At 54.8% G+C, this 19,173-nt stretch carries 22 protein-coding genes; 16 read left to right on the top strand and 6 right to left on the bottom strand.

Features of this window, described 5'->3' with window-relative positions:
* Window positions 1-65: 65 nt before the first annotated feature.
* The 6 genes from urtA to M2403_RS21980 all read left to right on the top strand — a co-directional run bounded on the left by urtA (window position 66) and on the right by M2403_RS21980 (window position 6,097).
* Window positions 66-1,334 (top strand): urea ABC transporter substrate-binding protein, encoded by a 1,269-nt coding sequence (gene urtA, locus M2403_RS22005; protein WP_208951596.1) that lies wholly within the window; start codon window positions 66-68, stop codon window positions 1,332-1,334.
* Window positions 1,335-1,510: 176 nt separating this feature from the next.
* Window positions 1,511-3,079, top strand: coding sequence for an urea ABC transporter permease subunit UrtB (gene urtB, locus M2403_RS22000; protein WP_259230948.1), 1,569 nt, complete (start codon window positions 1,511-1,513; stop codon window positions 3,077-3,079).
* Complete coding sequence (gene urtC, locus M2403_RS21995; RefSeq protein WP_259230946.1) at window positions 3,079-4,152, top strand: urea ABC transporter permease subunit UrtC; 1,074 nt, start codon at window positions 3,079-3,081, stop codon at window positions 4,150-4,152. The genes urtB and urtC overlap by 1 nt, the downstream gene beginning before the upstream one ends.
* Before the next feature lie 8 nt (window positions 4,153-4,160).
* The gene (urtD, locus tag M2403_RS21990; RefSeq protein ID WP_208951600.1) at window positions 4,161-4,958 is read left to right on the top strand and encodes an urea ABC transporter ATP-binding protein UrtD; all 798 of its coding nucleotides are present in this window, start codon (window positions 4,161-4,163) and stop codon (window positions 4,956-4,958) included.
* An 11-nt stretch (window positions 4,959-4,969) separates the two neighbouring features.
* Window positions 4,970-5,668, top strand: coding sequence for an urea ABC transporter ATP-binding subunit UrtE (urtE, locus tag M2403_RS21985; protein ID WP_152323678.1), 699 nt, complete (start codon window positions 4,970-4,972; stop codon window positions 5,666-5,668).
* An 84-nt stretch (window positions 5,669-5,752) separates the two neighbouring features.
* Window positions 5,753-6,097 (top strand): hypothetical protein, encoded by a 345-nt coding sequence (locus M2403_RS21980; RefSeq protein ID WP_259230944.1) that lies wholly within the window; start codon window positions 5,753-5,755, stop codon window positions 6,095-6,097.
* A 99-nt stretch (window positions 6,098-6,196) separates the two neighbouring features.
* Here the strand turns inward: M2403_RS21980 and M2403_RS21975 are convergent, their stop codons facing one another.
* A complete protein-coding gene (locus tag M2403_RS21975) occupies window positions 6,197-6,445 on the bottom strand; it encodes a GlsB/YeaQ/YmgE family stress response membrane protein (RefSeq protein WP_056775793.1) in 249 nt (82 codons plus the stop codon).
* A gap of 416 nt (window positions 6,446-6,861) precedes the next feature.
* On the opposite strand from M2403_RS21975, the gene M2403_RS21970 reads away from it, so the two are divergent.
* The 3 genes from M2403_RS21970 to M2403_RS21960 all read left to right on the top strand — a co-directional run bounded on the left by M2403_RS21970 (window position 6,862) and on the right by M2403_RS21960 (window position 8,391).
* Window positions 6,862-7,119, top strand: a complete 258-nt coding sequence (locus M2403_RS21970; protein ID WP_208951449.1) for a YdgH/BhsA/McbA-like domain containing protein — start codon at window positions 6,862-6,864, stop codon at window positions 7,117-7,119.
* Between the two features lie 171 nt (window positions 7,120-7,290).
* The gene (locus M2403_RS21965; protein ID WP_259230941.1) at window positions 7,291-7,926 is read left to right on the top strand and encodes a LysE family translocator; all 636 of its coding nucleotides are present in this window, start codon (window positions 7,291-7,293) and stop codon (window positions 7,924-7,926) included.
* A gap of 18 nt (window positions 7,927-7,944) precedes the next feature.
* Window positions 7,945-8,391 carry a GNAT family N-acetyltransferase gene (locus M2403_RS21960; RefSeq protein WP_208951448.1) on the top strand — a complete coding sequence of 149 codons (447 nt, stop codon included), beginning with the start codon at window positions 7,945-7,947 and terminating at the stop codon, window positions 8,389-8,391.
* 40 nt (window positions 8,392-8,431) lie between these two features.
* On the opposite strand, the gene yfcF is transcribed toward M2403_RS21960, so the two are convergent.
* Together yfcF and M2403_RS21950 are read right to left on the bottom strand one after the other, a co-directional pair.
* Window positions 8,432-9,064, bottom strand: coding sequence for a glutathione transferase (gene yfcF, locus M2403_RS21955; RefSeq protein ID WP_259230940.1), 633 nt, complete (start codon window positions 9,062-9,064; stop codon window positions 8,432-8,434).
* A 171-nt stretch (window positions 9,065-9,235) separates the two neighbouring features.
* A complete protein-coding gene (locus M2403_RS21950) occupies window positions 9,236-11,230 on the bottom strand; it encodes a methyl-accepting chemotaxis protein (protein WP_405047852.1) in 1,995 nt (664 codons plus the stop codon).
* A 257-nt stretch (window positions 11,231-11,487) separates the two neighbouring features.
* Here M2403_RS21950 and M2403_RS21945 point away from each other — a divergent pair, with 257 nt between their 5' ends.
* Entirely contained in the window at window positions 11,488-12,027 is a 540-nt protein-coding gene (locus M2403_RS21945; RefSeq protein WP_217153291.1) for a hypothetical protein, read from the top strand.
* Between the two features lie 11 nt (window positions 12,028-12,038).
* Complete coding sequence (locus M2403_RS21940; protein ID WP_259230938.1) at window positions 12,039-12,512, top strand: N-acetyltransferase; 474 nt, start codon at window positions 12,039-12,041, stop codon at window positions 12,510-12,512.
* Here M2403_RS21940 and M2403_RS21935 read toward each other — a convergent pair.
* Together M2403_RS21935 and M2403_RS21930 are read right to left on the bottom strand one after the other, a co-directional pair.
* Entirely contained in the window at window positions 12,509-12,961 is a 453-nt protein-coding gene (locus tag M2403_RS21935) for a GNAT family N-acetyltransferase (protein ID WP_165060747.1), read from the bottom strand. The two genes, M2403_RS21940 and M2403_RS21935, sit on opposite strands and share 4 nt — an antisense overlap.
* A gap of 28 nt (window positions 12,962-12,989) precedes the next feature.
* A complete protein-coding gene (locus tag M2403_RS21930) occupies window positions 12,990-13,556 on the bottom strand; it encodes a helix-turn-helix domain-containing protein (protein ID WP_208951447.1) in 567 nt (188 codons plus the stop codon).
* A 137-nt stretch (window positions 13,557-13,693) separates the two neighbouring features.
* Here M2403_RS21930 and M2403_RS21925 point away from each other — a divergent pair, with 137 nt between their 5' ends.
* The 5 genes from M2403_RS21925 (at window position 13,694) to M2403_RS21905 (ending at window position 18,397) form a co-directional block, all read left to right on the top strand.
* Window positions 13,694-14,896, top strand: coding sequence for a benzoate/H(+) symporter BenE family transporter (locus M2403_RS21925; RefSeq protein ID WP_259230937.1), 1,203 nt, complete (start codon window positions 13,694-13,696; stop codon window positions 14,894-14,896).
* A gap of 133 nt (window positions 14,897-15,029) precedes the next feature.
* Window positions 15,030-16,061, top strand: coding sequence for an L-idonate 5-dehydrogenase (gene idnD / locus M2403_RS21920; RefSeq protein WP_259230936.1), 1,032 nt, complete (start codon window positions 15,030-15,032; stop codon window positions 16,059-16,061).
* Between the two features lie 82 nt (window positions 16,062-16,143).
* Window positions 16,144-16,740: a DJ-1/PfpI family protein gene (locus M2403_RS21915; RefSeq protein ID WP_152323689.1), complete on the top strand. Its 597-nt coding sequence runs from the start codon at window positions 16,144-16,146 to the stop codon at window positions 16,738-16,740.
* Window positions 16,741-16,859: 119 nt separating this feature from the next.
* Entirely contained in the window at window positions 16,860-17,414 is a 555-nt protein-coding gene (locus M2403_RS21910) for an isochorismatase family protein (RefSeq protein ID WP_152323690.1), read from the top strand.
* A gap of 35 nt (window positions 17,415-17,449) precedes the next feature.
* Window positions 17,450-18,397 carry a GlxA family transcriptional regulator gene (locus tag M2403_RS21905; protein WP_259230934.1) on the top strand — a complete coding sequence of 316 codons (948 nt, stop codon included), beginning with the start codon at window positions 17,450-17,452 and terminating at the stop codon, window positions 18,395-18,397.
* Between the two features lie 164 nt (window positions 18,398-18,561).
* On the opposite strand, the gene M2403_RS21900 is transcribed toward M2403_RS21905, so the two are convergent.
* The gene (locus M2403_RS21900) at window positions 18,562-19,104 is read right to left on the bottom strand and encodes a hypothetical protein (RefSeq protein ID WP_217153286.1); all 543 of its coding nucleotides are present in this window, start codon (window positions 19,102-19,104) and stop codon (window positions 18,562-18,564) included.
* Window positions 19,105-19,173: the final 69 nt, after the last annotated feature.

The raw sequence follows: 19,173 nt of genomic DNA, 5'->3' as shown, positions 1-19,173 counted from the left end.
TTTTTAAATGTTTTTTCGACTTCCTACATAACAGCGTTCTCTTAACTTTTCCAGAGGGTACATCTATGCAACGTCGACGTTTTATTAAAGCCTTTGCTCTTTCCGCCACCGTAGTCAGCATGGGTTTAGCCTGGAGCGCACAGGCTGCTGACACCATCAAAGTCGGTATCATGCATTCGCTTTCCGGCACCATGGCTATTTCCGAAACGCCGCTGAAAGACGTGGCGCTGATGACCATTGACGATATCAACGCGCACGGCGGCGTGCTCGGCAAAAAGCTGGAGCCGGTGGTGGTCGATCCGGCGTCTAACTGGCCGCTGTTCGCTGAAAAAGCCCGCCAGCTGCTGACACAGGATAAAGTCGCGGTGGTGTTCGGCTGCTGGACGTCGGTGTCGCGCAAATCCGTGCTGCCGGTGTTTGAAGAGCTGAACGGCCTGCTGTTCTATCCGGTGCAATACGAAGGTGAAGAGATGTCGCCAAATGTGTTCTACACCGGCGCCGCGCCTAACCAGCAGGCCATTCCGGCGGTGGAATATCTGATGAGTGAAGACGGCGGCGCCGCCAAACGCTTCTTCCTGCTCGGCACCGACTACGTGTATCCGCGCACCACCAACAAAATCCTGCGCGCCTTCCTGCATTCCAAAGGCGTGAAAGACAGCGATATCGAAGAAGTCTATACGCCGTTCGGTTACAGCGATTACCAGACCATCGTGTCCAACATTAAAAAATTCTCCGCAGGCGGCAAAACCGCCGTGATCTCAACCATCAACGGAGACTCCAACGTGCCGTTCTATAAAGAACTGGCCAATCAGGGCGTGAAAGCCACCGACGTACCGGTAGTGGCATTCTCCGTCGGCGAAGAAGAACTGCGCGGCATCGACACCAAACCGCTGGTCGGTGACCTCGCGGCGTGGAACTACTTCCAGTCCGTCGATAATCCAACCAACAAGAAATTCGTTGCCGAATGGAAGGCGTACGCCAAAGCGCACAACCTGCCAAACGCCGGTACTGCGGTGACCAACGACCCGATGGAAGCCACCTATGTCGGCATCCATATGTGGGCGCAGGCGGTGGAAAAAGCCGGGACGACGGACGTGGATAAAGTCCGTGCCGCGATGGCCGGACAGACCTTCGCCGCACCGTCTGGTTTCACGCTGACCATGGATAAAACCAACCATCACCTGCACAAACCGGTGATGATCGGCGAAATCGAATCCAACGGTCAGTTCAACGTGGTCTGGCAGACCGACAAACCGATCCGCGCCCAGCCGTGGAGCCCGTACATCGCGGGTAACGACAAAAAGCCAGATACCCCGGTGAAAACGGCTCACTGATCAAGCTCCTTCGAATGAAGGAGTGGAAGGATAAACCGGTCAGCTCCCTCCCCTGCGAAGGGGAGGGTTGGGGTGGGGTATTAATGGCGACAGTGTTGTTTGCAAAACCCCCTCCCCGCCTCCCCCTTCGCAGGGGGAGGAGCAAACCAGCATCCACTTTATGCGGCGAGAACATTATGAGAATCCTCATCCGATCACTGCTTTTCCTGCTTTGTTGCCTTCCTTTGCTGGCCGAGGCGGGTGCGGCGAATGACTTTGCTGCCGCCAGCCGCAGTCAGCAGGCCACGTTATTACAGCAATGGGCGGCGGATCCGCAGCCGGAAAGGCTGCCGCTGCTCGAAGCGCTGAAGCAGGAAAACGTCGTCACCGACGAAGCGAAACACGCATTCATCCAGAACGGCGACCGGCTGACACCGCTGGAGGGCGGCGTCAAACCACAGGGCGATACAAAAAAAGTCTGGCTGAACAACCGCCTGCGCATTCTGATTGCCAATGCCCTTTCCGCACATCGTCTGGTGAGCACTGACAGCACCGTCCGTTTACAGGCGGCCAGAGCCTTACAGCGCGAAGCGCAGGCCGATCAGTTGCCGCTGCTGACGCGTCGTCTTGAGCTGGAAAAAGACCGCACGGTTCACGATGCCCTTTCCATCGCGCTGGCGAATTTACAGCTGGCCGATGCCAGCCCGCAGGTGCGTCTGAAAGCCGTTGAACTTCTCGGCACCTCGGGCGATCCGGATACACAAGGCCGCCTGCAAAGTCTGACTGACCCGAAAACGGAGCCTGATGCCACGGTGCGCAATGCCGCACTGACCAGTCTGAAAGCCGTGCAGCATCGTCTGATGATCGGCGATTTACTCGGTCAGGCTTTTACCGGTTTATCACTTGGCTCAATTCTGCTGCTGGCCGCGCTGGGACTGGCGATCACTTACGGTTTGCTGGGCGTGATCAATATGGCGCATGGCGAAATGTTAATGCTCGGTTCTTACTCCACGTACATGGTGCAGTCGCTGTTTCAGCACTACGCGCCGGGGCTGCTGGCGCTGTATCCGCTGGTGGCGCTGCCGGTGGCATTTTTTATCACTGCCGGAATTGGCATGGCGCTGGAGCGCACCGTTATCCGTCATTTATACGGTCGTCCGCTGGAAACCCTGCTGGCGACGTGGGGCATCAGCCTGATCCTGATCCAGGGCGTGCGCGTGCTGTTTGGCGCGCAGAACGTGGAAGTGGCGAACCCCGGCTGGTTGTCCGGGGGCATTCAGCTGCTGCCCAACCTGGTGCTGCCATACAACCGCATCGCGGTGATCATCTTCGTCATGCTGGTTCTCGGTCTGACCTGGCTGCTGCTCAACAAAACGCGGCTCGGCATGAACGTGCGCGCCGTCACGCAAAACCGTGCGATGGCGGCCTGCTGCGGCGTGCCGACGGGACGCGTCGATATGCTGGCGTTCGGCCTCGGTTCCGGGATCGCCGGTCTGGGTGGCGTCGCGCTGTCGCAGCTGAGCAACGTCGGCCCGGAACTTGGTCAGGGCTACATCATCGATTCCTTTTTAGTCGTGGTGCTCGGCGGCGTCGGACAACTGGCAGGCACCGTGGTGGCGGCCTTTGGTCTGGGCATTGTGAACAAAATTCTTGAGCCGGAAATCGGCGCGGTACTGGGCAAAATCCTGATCCTCGCGCTGATAATCCTGTTTATCCAGAAACGTCCGCAGGGACTCTTCGCCTTTAAAGGCAGGGTGATTGACTGATGAGCCAGCCGCTGACGATTACCGGCGTACAAAAAGCGCCGAAGATTGCAATTTCTGTGGGCACGCTGGTGCTCATCCTCCTGATTGTGATGCCGTTTCTGGCGCTGCTGCCCGCCACCAGTCCGCTGGCGATTTCCACTTACACGCTGACGCTGGCCGGTAAGATCCTCTGTTATGCGATCGTCGCGATCGCACTCGATCTGGTGTGGGGCTATGCCGGTTTGTTGTCACTCGGTCACGGGCTTTTTTTCGCGCTCGGCGGATATGCGATGGGCATGTATCTGATGCGACAGGCCGCAGGCAGCGGGCTGCCGGACTTTATGTCGTTTCTGTCGTGGACCGAGCTGCCGTGGTTCTGGGCGGGCACGCAGCATTTTGCCTGGGCGCTGTGCCTGATTGTACTGGTGCCAGGCGCGTTGGCATTTGTGTTCGGCTATTTCGCCTTCCGCTCAAAAATCAAAGGCGTGTATTTTTCCATAATGACGCAGGCGCTGACCTATGCCGGTATGTTGTTGTTTTTCCGCAATGAAACCGGCTTCGGCGGCAATAACGGTTTCACCGGTTTCACCACCCTGCTCGGCTTTCCGGTCACGGCTACCGGCACGCGCGTGGGATTATTTCTGGCGACGGTTTTGGTGCTGGTCGCCAGCCTCGCGCTGGGTTTTGCGCTGGCGAGAAGCAAATATGGCCGCGTGCTGACGGCAGTACGCGACGCTGAAAACCGGCTGATTTTCTGCGGCTACGATCCGAAAGGTTTCAAGCTGTTCGTCTGGACGATTTCCGCCATGCTGTGCGGCCTGGCGGGCGCGCTGTACGTACCGCAGGTCGGGATCATTAATCCGGGCGAAATGTCGCCAACCAACTCCATCGAAGCCGCCATCTGGGTGGCACTCGGCGGACGCGGTACGCTGATCGGCCCGGTGATTGGCGCGGGCATCGTCAACGGCGCGAAAAGCTGGTTCACCGTCGCCATTCCCGAATACTGGCAATTTGTTCTCGGCGGCATGTTTATTCTGGTGACGCTGTTCCTGCCGCATGGCGTGATTGGCCTGCTGCGCAAAAGGAAATCCTGATGAGCCCGATGACCATGACTGAAGACCTGTTTACCCAACCGCATCTGGCGGACAGGCACCGCGAGCAGACCGATCCGATTTTGCAGCTGGAAAACATCAACGTCAGTTTTGACGGTTTTAAAGCGCTGACCAATTTGTCGCTGAACATCGGCGTCGGCGAGTTACGTTGCGTGATAGGCCCTAACGGCGCGGGGAAAACCACGCTGATGGACGTGATCACCGGCAAAACCAAACCGCAAAGCGGACGCGTTTTTTACGATCAGCGCACCGATCTGACAAAGCTGGATCCCGTGCGCATCGCACAGTCCGGCATCGGGCGGAAATTCCAGAAACCGACGGTGTTTGAAGCGCTGACGGTATTCGAAAATCTGGAAATCGCGCAGAAAACCAATAAGTCAGTATGGGCGTGCCTGCGCGCAAAAATGAACAGCGAACAGCGCGACCGCATTGATGAAATGCTAGGGACGCTGCGCCTCACGGCGGAACGTCATCGTCCTGCCGGCCTGCTTTCTCACGGTCAGAAACAGTTTCTGGAAATCGGTATGTTGCTGGTACAGGAGCCGCATTTGTTGCTGCTCGACGAACCGGCGGCGGGCATGACCGATGCCGAAACCGAATACACCGCCGAGCTGTTTAAGCAGCTGGCGGGCAAACATTCTCTGATGGTGGTTGAGCACGATATGGGTTTTGTAGAAACCATTGCGGATCACGTGACGGTGCTGCATCAGGGACAGGTTCTGGCCGAAGGTTCACTGCGTGACGTACAGGCCAACGAGCAGGTTATCGACGTGTATTTAGGGCGCTGAGGAATCGCATTATGTTGCAGGTAAATGAACTGAATCAGTTTTACGGCGGCAGCCACATTCTGCGCGGTCTGTCTTTTGAGGCAAAAATCGGCGAAGTGACGTGTCTGCTCGGGCGAAACGGCGTCGGCAAAACGACGTTGCTCAAATGCCTGATGGGGCTGATCCCGGCGAAATCCGGCACCATCAGCTGGCAGGATCAGGTGATCAATGCCCGCAAGCCGCACCAGCGCGTGCAGGCGGGCATTGCCTACGTCCCGCAGGGACGCGAAATTTTTCCGCGCCTGACCGTCGAAGAAAATCTGCTGATGGGCCTGTCGCGTTTTTCCGGCAGCCGGGCAAAGCAGGTGCCGGATGAAATCTATCACCTGTTCCCGATCCTGCTGGAAATGAAACATCGTCGCGGCGGGGATTTGTCGGGCGGTCAGCAACAGCAGCTGGCGATTGGCCGTGCGCTGGCCTGCAAACCGACTCTCCTGATCCTCGATGAACCCACCGAAGGCATTCAGCCGTCAGTGATTAAGGAAATCGGTGCCGTCATTAAACAACTCGCCGCCCGCGGCGACATGGCCATTCTGCTGGTAGAACAATTCTACGATTTCGCCGCCGAACTCGCCGACAGCTATCTGGTGATGTCGCGCGGCAGCATTGTTAAACGGGGGCGCGGACAAGAAATGGAGGCGGAAGGCGTGCGGGGGCTGGTGGCGATTTAGGCGATACACACTTTTTCAAGACAAGCTGATACTTTTCAGCCACATTGAGAGCTATTTTCGAATCCGCTGAAAAGAATACTAAGTATGAAAATCAAAAGTCAGGAAGCCCTGGTGCGTCAGCGCAAGCGCTGGGTAATGCTGGCGGTACTGCTCGCGCTGATGACAGCAGGCTATCAGTGGTGGAAGCAGGGAAAACTCGTCTCCGAGCAGTGGAGCCCTAACAAGCAGTATGTGGTGCGTGAGTACCGGACTTTCGAATTTATCCCGCGCATGACCATGCCGGGCGATGGCGGGCATTATTCCGGTTATATGCGCGTGTACAACCGCGACGGCAAGCAGTTTTACGAGGAGTATTCTGACCTGCTCGACTTTATCGAAGGGCCCTTCTGGGCGAAGGAAGGCGTTTACTGGATGGGCAATGAAAATTAGGACATCGTGCGTCTGCCGACTTCACCGGTAGAGTGATTAACAGACACAAAAAAGCCGCGACTTACGCGGCTTTTAACACTTCAACGTCAGGTCGAAACCTTAACTTCTGATTTTACGGTAGATAAACAGAACGACGATCGCACCGATAACAGCGACAACGAAGCTGCCAAAATTGAATCCGTCCACGCGGCCAAAACCGAAGAATGTACTGATATAGCCACCCACCACAGCACCGACAACACCCAGTACTACAGTCAGAATGAAACCACCGCCATCTTTGCCCGGCATGATCCACTTAGCCAGAATACCTGCAATAAGACCAAAGATGATCCAGGATAAAATTCCCATTTTCGACTCCTCCGAATAGATTTCCGTTACCGTGAATATTGTTCAGCCAAGTCGGCCAAACAAAAGCAGAACCGTTGAGACTCTGCAAACCGGGTGGCAGGTTTATTTTCATGCCCCACGCACAACCCTCTCTCAAACTACCCTGAAAGCGTAGCACTGAATCGACAAACCCGCCAAAAATCAGCAGGAAGGAGAAAATAGCAGCAAATGCTGACGTTTTTAAAGGCAACGTCAGCATCAACAGGGCTTTCGTCAGGTACCCGCACAGGGACGTAAAATTGCGTAAAAAGTACGCCAAATATTTTGAACGAGTTACTCAAATCAATCCGTTTTTCATCTCCATTCATCAGGCCTATTATACCTCCATCGAAAGGCAACCACCTTTCACTCATACAAACCTGAATGGAATACTTATCATGAAAAACGTCAAAATTTTTGCTGTAGCTGCTACCCTCTCCCTGATTTCTTTCGGTAGCTTCGCGGCTCAGCAGGTCACTCAGCCTTCCGGTGACATGCAGAAAATCGGTGTTATCTCTGCGGCTAACTCCACCACTCTGAGTGGCCTGGAAGCAAAACTGTCACAGCAGGCGAAAGACGCCGGTGCTTCTTCTTACCGTATCATTTCCGTGACCGGTAACAACAAACTGCACGCTGACGCTGAAATATACAAATAATCGCCGCGCAGAACCGTAGCCCGATAAAACCCTCTTAAAAAGCCTGTGGAAGCGCATCTTCCACAGGCTTTTTGTTTATCTGCGCCGCCCTCTCAGAATTTCTTTTACATCCTGATTGCATCTTACCTATTTTGTTAACTATTCTGGTTTTTTCGCTCATCAGGAAAAGCCATGACCGTCACCGAATCCCTTATTTCTTACGCGTTTGCCGCCGGCATTTTGACCCTCACGCCTGGCCTGGATACCGCATTAGTACTGCGTACCGCCGCCAGTCAGGGCAGTAAAAAAGCGCTGTCTACCGCCATCGGGATCAGCAGCGGTTGTCTGCTGTGGGGGGCGATGGTCGCACTCGGCCTGGGTGCCGTGCTCGCCGCGTCTGAAATCGCGTTCAATGTACTCAAATGGATCGGTGCCGCGTATCTCGGCTGGCTGGGCCTGCAAATGTTGTTCAAACCCCGCAGCGAAATGAACATGGCGGCGCCTGAAGGCGGCGGAAAAATGCGACGTATCGGTAATTCACCGTTCCTGAGAGGGCTGTTTGGCAATGTGCTGAACCCGAAAGTCGGTGTGTTTTATGTCTCTTTCCTGCCGCAGTTTGTCGCTACCGGCTATCCCGTCGGGCCCTATATTTTCGGGCTCGCCGCCATGCACGCCGTGATTGGCACACTCTGGTCAGTCACAATGATTTCTGCCACGCGCCCGCTGTCGCGCTGGTTACGCCGTCCGGGGGTAGTCAGAACGCTGGATCGTCTCACGGGTACCGTTTTTATTGCTTTTGCAGTCCGACTCGCTACGACCAAACGCTAACGAAAAAGGAAGAATGTCATGAAGACCCGACTCAGCCATGCCCCGACCGCAGACGATCTCGATGAAATCAAAGCCGGTCTGCGCAGTTTCAACAGAAACTTCATTCCGCAGCCGAAATTTCGCGAGTTAGGGATTTTTGTTGAAGATGAAAATGGTCACAAACAGGCAGGAATTGTGGCTGAAACCATCGGTAATTGGATGTATATCCAGATGCTGTGGGTCGATGAGTCGTTACGCGGAAAAGATGTCGGGACACAGCTGATTACAGAAGCGGAAGAAGAAGCCAAAACGCGGGGCTGCCGGTATTCGCTGGTCGATACGTTTAGTTTTCAGGCTCGGCCTTTCTATGAGCGCATGGGTTATGCGACGCAGATGACGCTGGAAGATTATATCCGCGATACCCGTACACCTGATGATGCACCGTCAACCCATACCCGCTATTTCCTGACGAAAACACTAGGCTGAAAGAGCAACGCGCGGCTAAACAGGCCGCGCACCTTTTTAGTTATTTAGCAGACAGCGCTAACCACTCCAGAACAGCGGGTCGTTGCCACTGCGCCTGTGCGTAAGCCGCCAGTTTTTCCGGCATTGCATCACCATTGAGAAGCAGACGGTTCAGCATCAGCGCCAGATCAACATCCGCAATACTCCATTCACCAAACAAATGCTCTTTATCCCCCAGTAAACGTTCGGCGGCGGCATACAACTTTTCTGCGGCCTGCTGGCCCTCAGCAGAAAGCGGCGGACATTTAGCCCCCGCAAAGACCACTTCCGTTGAACGTTCCTGACGGATGGGCATCAGATCGCTGCGCAGCCACGCCTGCACTTCACGCGCTTTGGCACGATTTTCCGGATCCGGGGGATAGATAGCCGGAAACGTCGGCGCCGGGAACAGCTCTTCCACGTATTCATCAATCGCGGAAGATTCGGATAACACAAACGTACCATTGGTCAGCGTCGGAACACGACGGGTCATGGACAGTGCTGAATAGGTTTCTTTCAGGTTCTCCGCATCCGCCAGACTGACCGTTTCCAGTTCAAACGGGATGCCCTTTTCTGTCAGCGCCACAAAAGCTGACATCACGTAAGGACTGAAATAATTCGCATCAGAATACAAAATCAGCGAAGGCTGGCTCATGGAAATCTCCTGAAAAAATACAGCAAAGGAGAAAAACATAGCGCAGAAAGGGGGACGTGTCGTTTAAAAAACCGATATTTCAGTTCTCCTGCCCGGTGTAAAACCCCCTCCCAGCCTCCCCCTTCGCGGGGGGAGGGTTGGGGTGGGGTATTAATAGCATCTGCGTCGCTATTATTTCAGCCGGAATACCTGAACTATTTCATTCAGGCGACGCGCCTGATCTTCCAGAGAAGCCGAAGCAGCTGATGCTTCCTGAACCAGCGCGGAGTTTTGCTGCGTCACACCGTCCATTTCGTGTACGGCCTGCGTCACCTGGCTGATCCCGCGCGATTGCTCGTCGGAGGCCGCGACAATTTCGCTCATGATATCGCGCACGTCGGTGACCGCTTTCATGATCTCTTTCATCGTTTCCCCGGCGCTTTTCACCAGCCCGACGCCGTGATCAACGCGGGACGTCGATTCCTCAATCAGGGCAGAAATCTCTTTTACGGCGTCGGCGCTGCGTTGCGCCAGACTGCGCACTTCAGATGCCACCACGGCAAATCCGCGCCCCTGCTCGCCCGCGCGGGCGGCTTCTACCGCCGCATTCAGCGCCAGAATATTGGTCTGGAAAGCAATGCCGTTGATGACCGTCGTGATGTCGCCAATTCGCCGCGAACTGTCGTCAATCGCGCTCATTACGCCGACTACGTCGGACATAATGCGATCGCCCTTTCCGGCGATTTCCGTGGCGTTCGCCGTCAGTTCGGTCGCAACGTGTGCATTATCGGCATTCTGTTTTACCGTCGCCGTCAGCTGTTCCATGCTGGCGGCGGTTTCTTCCAGCGCGGCCGCCTGCTGCTCGGTTCGCGAAGCCAGATCGATATTCCCCGCGGCAATCTGCGATGCGCCGCTGCCGACCGCATGGCTGGTCGAAATAATGTCGTTCACTACATGCCGCAGTTGCGCCTGCATGGTTTGCAGGGCAAAGAAGATGCTGCTGTGATCGTTTTTCTGCGTGACGATCGGGTGCGTTAGGTCACCGTCTGCGACCGTCAGCGCGATTTTCGCCGCATCCGCAGGCTCCCCGCCCACCGGGCGCAAAACTTTGCGGGTGAAAATCACGCTCAGCACGGCAAACACCACCACGATGCTCAGCACCATCAGCACCAGCGCGTAATAAAGCTGACGCGTACTTTCTTTCATCACCGCTTTTACCGGCGCCACAATGCCCAGCATCCACGGCGTGCCGGTATTACCGATCTGAATCGGCACAAACTCGGCAAAGGCGTTTTCGCCCAGCACCGGATCCTGCTGTTCGCGGCTGGTCATTTGCCCGGTCTGTATGCTTTTCAGCAACGGCGCATCGTTTTCAAGCTGGTGCGTGACCTGCTCTTTTTTAGGCGAAGAGATGAAATGGCCGGTCTGCGAAAACAGCATTGCGTAGCCGGTTCCCTGATACGGTTTGATGCCATTGACCAGCGTCTGCAAGGTTTGCAGCGAGAAATCCGCCGTTACCGAACCCAGAAATTTCCCGTCCACGATAATCGGCACGGCAATGGACGTCAGCAACGTATCCACGCCGTTATACGGGTAACTGTATGGCTCCAGAATGACTTCTTTTTGCAGCTTTCGCGGCAGCAAATAGTAGTCGCCACTGCCCGGCGTTTCGTAGTCGGTGAGATTGTGCAGCACGGTATTTCCGCTGGTATCGCGGTCAACGTAGCGGACATAACGCCCGTTGGGATCCTGCCCTTCTTTTGCGGCGAAATCGCCGTCTTTGCCGTCAAACGCGTCCGGCTCCCAGGCCAGTGACATCGATAAAAAATCCGGATGACTTTTGAGCGCATTTTGTAACAGCGTATCGGCGAGTTTGCGGTCAGTATGCCCGGCTTCACGCAGGCTGATCATGCTCTGAACCAGGTCACGCGCGGCATGCAGGGCCGTGTCGAGTTTCTGGCGGGCAAGATAGCCGTCGGTATTGGCGGTCTGCTGGAGATAACGGCGGGCGATGTCGCGCTGCTGCCCGGCGGACTGCCAGCTCAGCAATCCGACCGTAATGATGTAACCGAGACTTATCGTAAGTAGCCCGACAATCAGCATCAGCGTACGGGTACGCATGGTTTTTTTAGGAACAGTTTTCTGTGGTGCAACCCCAACTCCGGCTGCCGGTGAAAGCGCCTGCATCTGACTCATAATTACCCCGGAACAGTCAACGTACTGTGAAATTCACGATGAAAAAACGCGGATTATCTGTCCCTGATTTGTGCCCCCTGAAGATAAGCAGGAATTCCCTTATCGCCTGAATTATCGGCATAACAGGGGCGGGTCTTTAGCCAAAACGGTAAAAAACTGTCCCGCAAAGATAAACGTTCGCATCCTGCCGGTGTCTCCCTATACTGCTGTTATGTCAGCTGGCTCAGCACCTTGTTTGGGAAACTCCTATGAAGTCATGGCTCTTATCGCTTTTGTTGCTTGTTCCGCTGTGCTCGCAGGCGGCATCTACGCCGAAAGAAATCAAAGCACGTTTCAGCCAGTTTAAGGTCGGGGATAAAACTATTTGTCTCGATGATGTGACCTACGCCAACAACAGCAAAATGAAGGTCATCGAGAATGGTTTTGTGGTCTCGAAGCGAAAAAACATGCTTATTTATCAGAGTAATACGCTGTTTTTGCTGGGTAACGAGGTCACGGTGAACATCAAAGCCGTGATTGAAAGCAAGATGGGGAAAACGTCATTCTCCAACCAGTTCAGGCAGGCCATGATTCAGGTCGAGGGAATGGATGACCCGGCGCGCGCCGGCGAGAAAGCCAAAATCATTCAGTCTTTCGAAGATGTTATTTCCGACAAGCACAATGAAACACCCTACAGCTCAGTGGCGCTGACTGAAAAAGGCTACATCATCACTCAGGTTGATAGCCATTCCACCACCATCAGCGAATGTTATGTAACGCCGTATAAAAAGGCAGAAACTGCCCGATAAATCAGAGGGAAATGATGACTGTTTTAGTACCGATGAGCGCTGCATTTTATGAAGAATTTGCAGAACTGCTGGCGAAAGATTATGCCGAAGAGAATGTGAATGCCGGGCTGTGGCTGCCGGATACGGCCCTGGAACGCGCGCGCAGCGCCACAAAAAACGCGCTGCCGCAGGGCGTTGAAACACCGGATCACTATTTGTATGAAATCAGGCAGGAAGAACCTGGCGAAACCGTGGGATATCTGTGGTTTGCCAATATTGAACGCTACGGCGTGCGCAGCGCTTTCGTGTATGAACTGACGGTTTATCCGCAATTTCGTCGTCAGGGACATGCCATCGCGGCGTTCCGGCTGATGGAAGAACACCTGCGCGAGCTGGGCAGCGTGGCGATTGAGCTGAACGTTTTCGCCAGCAATCCCGGCGCGCAGGCACTTTATGCCAGCCTGGGTTATGTCACGACAAAAATGAATATGCGTAAACCGCTTTAGCGGATGTATTTCATAAAGTTAGTCGGTTTACCCACGCGGTCATAAAGCTGGCGCGCGGTGTAATTGGTGGTCTGCGTCATCCAGTACACGTTGGCTTTTTCGTTTTTGTCAGCATGAGCGTAGACCACTTCAATCAGTTTCTGCCCGATACCCAGTTTGCGCGCGGACTCATCGACGTATAAATCCTGCAAATACACCACCTGATTCATGTGCCAGCCGTGATCGTGATTCAGGCAATTCACCAGCCCGACCAGCCTCCCCTGATATTCCGCCACATAGCCAAACATGCCGTCATAGTCAGGATCCGACAACCGCCGGAACGTGAAATCAAACTGCGCCGGATCCAGCTCCGACTGGTAAAAATCCAGATAACCGCGCCACAAATTTTCCCAACCTTCGCGGTCGGCAGGCGTTAACGGACGGATAACAACATCTTGCGGCTGGCTCATCGGTCATTCTCCTCGGTAAATGAAATCGTTACGGGCGGGACTGCGGATAATGTATCAGGTCGTGGAAACGCACGGAATGTTCACTCTTATTGCGGTATGCGTGCGCGCAATCCGCCGCAAACCGCAGCGCTTCTCCGGCGCTCAGTACGCGGGTCACGCCATCCACGGTCAGCGTCAGTTCGCCCTCAATCACAATCACATGCTCGATAACACCGGCTTCATGAGGCGTAGACTCGCTGCAACCGCCGGGTTCGAGATCGATAACAAACATATCCATGCGCAAAGTCGTGTCGTAGGGGAATAACGGCACGACGCGCATTCCTGAAGTGTCGCTGTTAAACGTGGTCAGCAACCCGTGGCGATGCAGCGCGGCAGATTGCTCCGGCGGTGTTTCGAGAAACTCTGAAAACGAGACATTCAGCCCGCTGGCGATTTTCCATAAAGTCGCCACGGTCGGACTGGATTCGCCGCGCTCAATCTGCCCGAGCATGGCCTTACTGACGCCGGTTTTTTCTGCCGCCTGAGTGAGACTCCATCCGCGTTCGCTGCGCACGGCTTTCAGCTGACTGCCAATATGGCGGGTAAGTTCCTGCATTGTGTCTCCTCTGCGACGATGATCGTTCATCGCGATTGTGCGTTATAACGCACAGTGATATCTTGAGCGCATCATATGTGCGCTATAACGCACAACAGCATACCGCCAGCGTCCGCTAACCCGAAGGATTTTCACAAATGACCATGCGTATCAGTTTGCAGGATGTCACTTTTTCGGCGGTGATCGCCGGATTTGTCGCAGTTTTAGTCGGCTATACCAGCTCCGCGGCAATTATCTTTCAGGCAGCTGAAGCGGCGGGTGCCAGCGCGCCACAAATCGGTGGCTGGCTGAGCATGCTGGGCCTGGGAATGGGCGTGACGAGCATCGGACTTTCGCTGTATTACCGCACGCCGGTCGTGACCGCATGGTCGACGCCCGGCGCAGCGTTACTCGTCACCAGTCTGCCCGGCACGTCGATTAACGAGGCCATTGGCGTGTTTGTATTTGCCACCGGTCTGATCCTGCTGTGCGGCGTGACCGGCTTGTTCGCCAGACTGATGCATTACATTCCGCAGGCGCTTTCGGCTGCGATGCTGGGCGGCATTCTGCTGCGTTTCGGGCTGAATGCGTTTACCTCGCTGCAAAGTAATTTCGCGCTGGCGGGCACGATGTGTCTGGTTTATCTGCTGGCGAAACGCGCCCTGCCACGCTATGCGGTGGTGCTTGCGCTGATTGCCGGGCTGATCGTCGCCGGCTTACAAGGTGATATTGCGCTGCACGGCCAGACCATGACGTTTGCCGCGCCGGCATTTGTGATGCCGCATTTTACGTGGCCTTCCATTATCGGCATCGGCATTCCGTTTTTCGTGGTGACCATGGCGTCACAAAATGCACCAGGTATCGCCACGCTGAAAGCGCACGGCTATCACCTGCCCGTTTCGCCGCTGATTTCGTGGACCGCGCTCACCGCGTTAATTCTGGCACCGTTCGGCGGATTTACCGTTTGTATCGCCGCCATTACCGCCGCAATTTGTATGGGTGAAGATATCCACCCGGATCCGAAAAAGCGCTACATGGCCGCCGTCGCCGCCGGGATTTTCTACCTGATTGCCGGTGTGTTTGGGGGTTCGATCGGCCTGGTGTTTACCGCGCTACCTCCCGCGCTTATTCATACTATCGCCGGGCTGGCACTGCTCGGCACTATTGCCGGGAGTTTATACCGGGCGCTGGAAAATGAACGTCAGCGTGACGCAGCGATTATCACGTTTCTGATCACCGCGTCCGGCGTGACATTACTCGGCGTGGGTTCGGCGTTCTGGGGCTTAACCGGCGGCGTGATCTCGCATCTGATCCTCAGTATTCCTGCGCGTAACAAGGCGCAACCGCCCGCGAAAGGTTGAGTCCGTTCAAGTTATGGGTAACAGGTTTTCGTAACACGAAACAAAGTGACGGTGGTCACATTTTCCGCCGTCCAAACGCTCTTTACTGGGAGCCATCAGGCCAAAAATGCCCCCTTTAAAGAGCGAGAATTCCATGACAATTGCCACTCAATCCTGCGTCGTAACCGGGAAAAAAGACGTCTCGGTGATCGGCCAGACCATCGACTACACAGGCCAGGGCACGCTGGTAAAAATCACCCGTGGCGGCATCTGCGGTTCCGACCTGCATTACTACGAACACGGTGCCGTCGGTGATTTCAAAGTGCGCGAGGCGATGGTGCTCGGGCACGAAGTGGTCGGCGTGGTGGAAAAATCGGATAACCCGCGTTTGCAGCCGGGCCAGAAAGTCGCGCTGAACCCCAGCAAGCCATGCAAGGCCTGCAAATATTGCCTTTCCGGTGATGAAAACCAATGTACTACCATGAAATTCTTCGGCAGCGCGATGTATTTCCCGCACATCAACGGCGCATTTACGCAATATAAAATCGTCGACAGCGAACAGTGTATTCCTTACGACAATCAGGTCAGCGACCGGCTGATGGTTTTCGCTGAACCGCTTGCGGTAGCAATCCATGCGGTCAATCAGGCCGGGGATATTCACGGCAAAACGGTGTTTGTTTCCGGCGTCGGCCCGATTGGCTGCCTGATCGTGTTGGCCGCTAAAGCCAAAGGTGCAGCACAAATCGTGGTAACGGATCCGAGCGAACGTTGCCGCACGCTGGCACTGGCCGTTGGTGCAAACAAAGCGCTGGACGCCGCGCAGGGTGATTTCAGCGAATATCAGGCCGAAAAAGGTTTCTTCGATGTCTCCTTTGACGCCTCCGGCCATCCTTCTTCTATCCGCCGCTGTCTGGAAGTCACCCGCGCACGCGGCACACTGGTGCAGGTCGGCATGGGGCCGGTGGTGAATGAATTCCCGCTGATGATGCTGATTGCCAAAGAAATTAACTGGGTCGGCAGCTTCCGTTTCACCGGGGAATTTAATACGGCGGTGGAATGGCTGGCGAATAAAACCGTCGATCCGATGCCGTTACTGTCAGCGGAATTCCCGCAGGAAAGTCTGGTGGAAGCACTGGACTATGCAATGGATAAATCCAAAGCATCGAAAGTTCAGCTGGTTTTCTAGTCTGCTGACGGACTCACAATATCAAAACATCGTTTCATTTTATGATGTCCTCTGATTTTCATCCTCAGAGGACATTTGCATTATGGTGAAGGATAACGCGAAAAAGCAGGTCGCGCTGCTGCTGGCCGACGGATTTGAAGAAGGCGAAGCGGTGATTGTGCTCGATATTCTCGAGCGGCTGGAAATTCAGGTCACTACGCTGGCCTGCCAGAAAAGCCTGACGCTGCGCACTTACCACGGCATTCAGATGCAGGCCAATGAATTGCTGAGCGCACAGGGCGATCGTTTGTATGACGCGGTGGTGATGCCCGGCGGCCCGGAAGGCTCGGTGGCGCTGGCGGCCAGCAAAGATGTCGTGGAATTTGTCCGCCGTCATGACGAAGCTGGAAAACTGATTTGCCCGCTGTGCTCGGCGGCCGCGCGCGTTCTGGGCGGTAACGGCCTGCTGAAAGGACGGCGTTATGTCTGTTCCGGCGATTTATACAAAGACGTCAAAGACGGTGTTTATGTGAATCAGTCTTTTGTCGAGGACGGCAATCTGCTCAGCGGAAAAGGCTTAGGGCTGGCATTTGATTTCGCTTTCCAGCTGGCGTACCGCCTGACCGGCGACGCCCAGACCACCAATTTTCAGGCCGACCACATCGATTATCACCACTGGCGCGCTGACCAGAAAATCTGATTTTTATCAGCGGGCGATGCAGATCGTCCGCCAACATCAGCATCATGTCCGTTTTTGGCATTCTCCCGGCAGGTTTTCAGGCGCAGACTGGTTTCACATTCACCAGACGGAGTCCGAAAATGACCCACAGCGCCCTGTTAAATATCGACGTGCAACGTTCTTTCGAGCAAAAAGATTTCTGGCAGCAGGATGATTTACCGGCTTTCAGCCAGGCATTAACCCGCCTGATCGACGGCTGTCAGACCCGTAAAGTTCCCATCATCGACGTGTTTCATGTCAATCCTGACGGTGTGTTTTCGCTTGAATCCGGGCTGGTCACGCCGATGGCTTTTCTCACCCATCAGCCGCAGCACGTTGTCCATAAACATGTTCACAATTCCCTGACCGAATCCGGCCTCGACGCGTGGCTGCGGGAACGAGGTATCACACATCTGATCATTGCCGGAATGCGTACCGAACAATGCTGTGAAACCACGGCGCGCGTGGCGTCCGATCTGGGTTACACAGTGACGTTTGTTACCGAAGCGACGCTGACGTTTCCGATGACACACGCCAGCGGCGTGACGCTGAGCGCGGCTGAAATCAAATTGCGCACCGAGCTGGTGCTGGCCGACCGTTTTGCCACGATTACCGACGTCAGCGGCGCACTGGCGGAACTCGCTCGCGCTGTGTGAAGATAGGCGCAGTGATGATGAATCTGTGAGGCGATATGCAACGAAATGTCTACTTTATGACGCTGCCGGGCGTGATGGCCTTAGACCTGACCGGTCCGGCGGAGGCACTGCGTATCGCCGGGCAGTTTGCGCTGCACTACATCGGCCCGCTGCCGGAAATCACGATGTCGACCGGGCTGACAGTCAGCCTTTTGCAGCCACTGCCGGAAGCGTTGCCGGAAGGCAGCATTCTGATCATGCCCGGCGTTGATCGTTCAGCAGAAAATTTTTCCTCACCCGTCGCCCAATTTGCCTGTGACTGGCTGCGTCAGCAAAAAAATGCCATCGAAAACGGTTTGCTGACGCTGGTTTGTATCTGTTCCGGCAGCCTTCTGGCGGGAAAGGCCGGGCTGCTCGACGGCTATCAGTGCACCACGCATCACGACGTGATCGCGCGTCTGCGACAGCAGGTGCCTGCCGCACAGGTGAAAGATAACCGGATATTTGTCGAGGATCGTTCCGTGCTGACCAGCGCGGGGATCAGCGCCGGTATCGATCTGGCACTGCACCTGATCGCCACACATCTCGGCCCGCAGGCCGCGCTGGACGTCGCCCGTGAAATGGTGGTGTATTTCCGCCGTGGTGGCAATGATCCGCAGCTTTCCCCGTGGCTGCGTTATCGCAATCACCTGCATCCCGCCGTACACCGCGCGCAAAACCTGATGGCCGCCGAGCCGGAATCTGCCTGGCAGGTGGAAGACGTTGCCGCCAGAGCACACATCAGCGGCCGCCACCTCACCCGTTTGTTCCGCCAGTATCTGGGGATCAGCGTGCGCGACTACCACGAACAGCTGCGCATCGCCGTCGCGCAACAACGTCTGCAACAAGGCGCCGGTATCGAAAAAGCCGCCCTCGCCGCCGGATTTTCCTCTGCAAGACAATTCCGGCGGGCGCAGGAGCGCTGGAATGATGGCGTTGCTGATTGCAAGTTGAGCAATAAGTGAGTAAAATTTTACTCACTGACGGTTTGTGGGACTGAATAGCAACGCTAAACAGTACGTCAGTGTCTGCCTTTAAAGGTCGCTGGCCGTGCCGCGATAAGATGAAAAATCTAAAGACCTCCGCCTGAAGCTGTAAAATAAAAAAGCGACCCTGAGTCGCTTTTTTGTTATCTGCGCTTTGCCGGCAGTTTTATTCCTTTCATTCTCGCATCAAAAATATACCAAAAACTGAATCGCCCGTTTACACCAACCTGTCCGGCCCATTTTTCTCTCGGATAACCTGTCATTACTTTTAATCGGATATCACTCGCAGGATGTGTGTTTTTCGTTATCTCAAAAAACATACAATAATCTACACCCATATAATGTTCTTCAAGATAATAAAAGGTGTCCTGATGCTGATGAGGAGTTCTTGCTAATATCGCATTTTCGTTAATCAATTTATTAACAAGGTCGGGTAAGCGGCATGAATAAGAATAACGCTCCCGGCAGAAATAGCGCCGGTGCTTACCAGGGCTGTGCGGATAAACCCAGAGCTCAGACTCAGCCTGATGTGCTGTAAAACAATGATCAGTATAAACAATAAAAATCTGCAACTGACGAACTGGAAAGTCATGGCTGGCAGGCCTTACCGCGGTAATTGTCGATGCCCGCAGATGTTCCAGCGAATAAATCTCACCGTTGATTTCAAAGGGCAGCCAAAATGTCATGTTGATTTGCCTGAAAAAAGGAAATGAAAGAGTATCCAGAAAAAACAGACAAAGATAATGAAATAGATT

Origin of the sequence: Rahnella sp. BIGb0603, assembly GCF_024808755.1 — a bacterium.
Taxonomy (GTDB): domain Bacteria; phylum Pseudomonadota; class Gammaproteobacteria; order Enterobacterales; family Enterobacteriaceae; genus Rahnella; species Rahnella contaminans.
The sequence above is the reverse complement of the archived record's forward strand: the minus strand, read 5'-3'. Positions and strand labels throughout refer to the sequence as shown.

Excerpts from the sequence above, each read along its gene's own strand:
- M2403_RS21905 (WP_259230934.1), top strand. The coding sequence starts at position 17,450 with ATGCAACGAAATGTCTACTTTATGACGCTGCCGGGCGTGATGGCCTTA.
- urtA (WP_208951596.1), top strand. The coding sequence starts at position 66 with ATGCAACGTCGACGTTTTATTAAAGCCTTTGCTCTTTCCGCCACCGTA.
- M2403_RS21970 (WP_208951449.1), top strand. The coding sequence starts at position 6,862 with ATGAAAAACGTCAAAATTTTTGCTGTAGCTGCTACCCTCTCCCTGATT.
- M2403_RS21930 (WP_208951447.1), bottom strand. The coding sequence starts at position 13,556 with ATGCAGGAACTTACCCGCCATATTGGCAGTCAGCTGAAAGCCGTGCGC.
- yfcF (WP_259230940.1), bottom strand. The coding sequence starts at position 9,064 with ATGAGCCAGCCTTCGCTGATTTTGTATTCTGATGCGAATTATTTCAGT.
- M2403_RS21935 (WP_165060747.1), bottom strand. The coding sequence starts at position 12,961 with ATGAGCCAGCCGCAAGATGTTGTTATCCGTCCGTTAACGCCTGCCGAC.
- M2403_RS21965 (WP_259230941.1), top strand. The coding sequence starts at position 7,291 with ATGACCGTCACCGAATCCCTTATTTCTTACGCGTTTGCCGCCGGCATT.
- M2403_RS21915 (WP_152323689.1), top strand. The coding sequence starts at position 16,144 with ATGGTGAAGGATAACGCGAAAAAGCAGGTCGCGCTGCTGCTGGCCGAC.
- M2403_RS21900 (WP_217153286.1), bottom strand. The coding sequence starts at position 19,104 with ATGACATTTTGGCTGCCCTTTGAAATCAACGGTGAGATTTATTCGCTG.
- urtE (WP_152323678.1), top strand. The coding sequence starts at position 4,970 with ATGTTGCAGGTAAATGAACTGAATCAGTTTTACGGCGGCAGCCACATT.
- urtC (WP_259230946.1), top strand. The coding sequence starts at position 3,079 with ATGAGCCAGCCGCTGACGATTACCGGCGTACAAAAAGCGCCGAAGATT.
- M2403_RS21945 (WP_217153291.1), top strand. The coding sequence starts at position 11,488 with ATGAAGTCATGGCTCTTATCGCTTTTGTTGCTTGTTCCGCTGTGCTCG.
- urtD (WP_208951600.1), top strand. The coding sequence starts at position 4,161 with ATGACCATGACTGAAGACCTGTTTACCCAACCGCATCTGGCGGACAGG.
- M2403_RS21910 (WP_152323690.1), top strand. The coding sequence starts at position 16,860 with ATGACCCACAGCGCCCTGTTAAATATCGACGTGCAACGTTCTTTCGAG.
- M2403_RS21975 (WP_056775793.1), bottom strand. The coding sequence starts at position 6,445 with ATGGGAATTTTATCCTGGATCATCTTTGGTCTTATTGCAGGTATTCTG.
- M2403_RS21925 (WP_259230937.1), top strand. The coding sequence starts at position 13,694 with ATGACCATGCGTATCAGTTTGCAGGATGTCACTTTTTCGGCGGTGATC.
- M2403_RS21960 (WP_208951448.1), top strand. The coding sequence starts at position 7,945 with ATGAAGACCCGACTCAGCCATGCCCCGACCGCAGACGATCTCGATGAA.
- M2403_RS21940 (WP_259230938.1), top strand. The coding sequence starts at position 12,039 with ATGATGACTGTTTTAGTACCGATGAGCGCTGCATTTTATGAAGAATTT.
- idnD (WP_259230936.1), top strand. The coding sequence starts at position 15,030 with ATGACAATTGCCACTCAATCCTGCGTCGTAACCGGGAAAAAAGACGTC.
- M2403_RS21950 (WP_405047852.1), bottom strand. The coding sequence starts at position 11,230 with ATGCAGGCGCTTTCACCGGCAGCCGGAGTTGGGGTTGCACCACAGAAA.
- M2403_RS21980 (WP_259230944.1), top strand. The coding sequence starts at position 5,753 with ATGAAAATCAAAAGTCAGGAAGCCCTGGTGCGTCAGCGCAAGCGCTGG.
- urtB (WP_259230948.1), top strand. The coding sequence starts at position 1,511 with ATGAGAATCCTCATCCGATCACTGCTTTTCCTGCTTTGTTGCCTTCCT.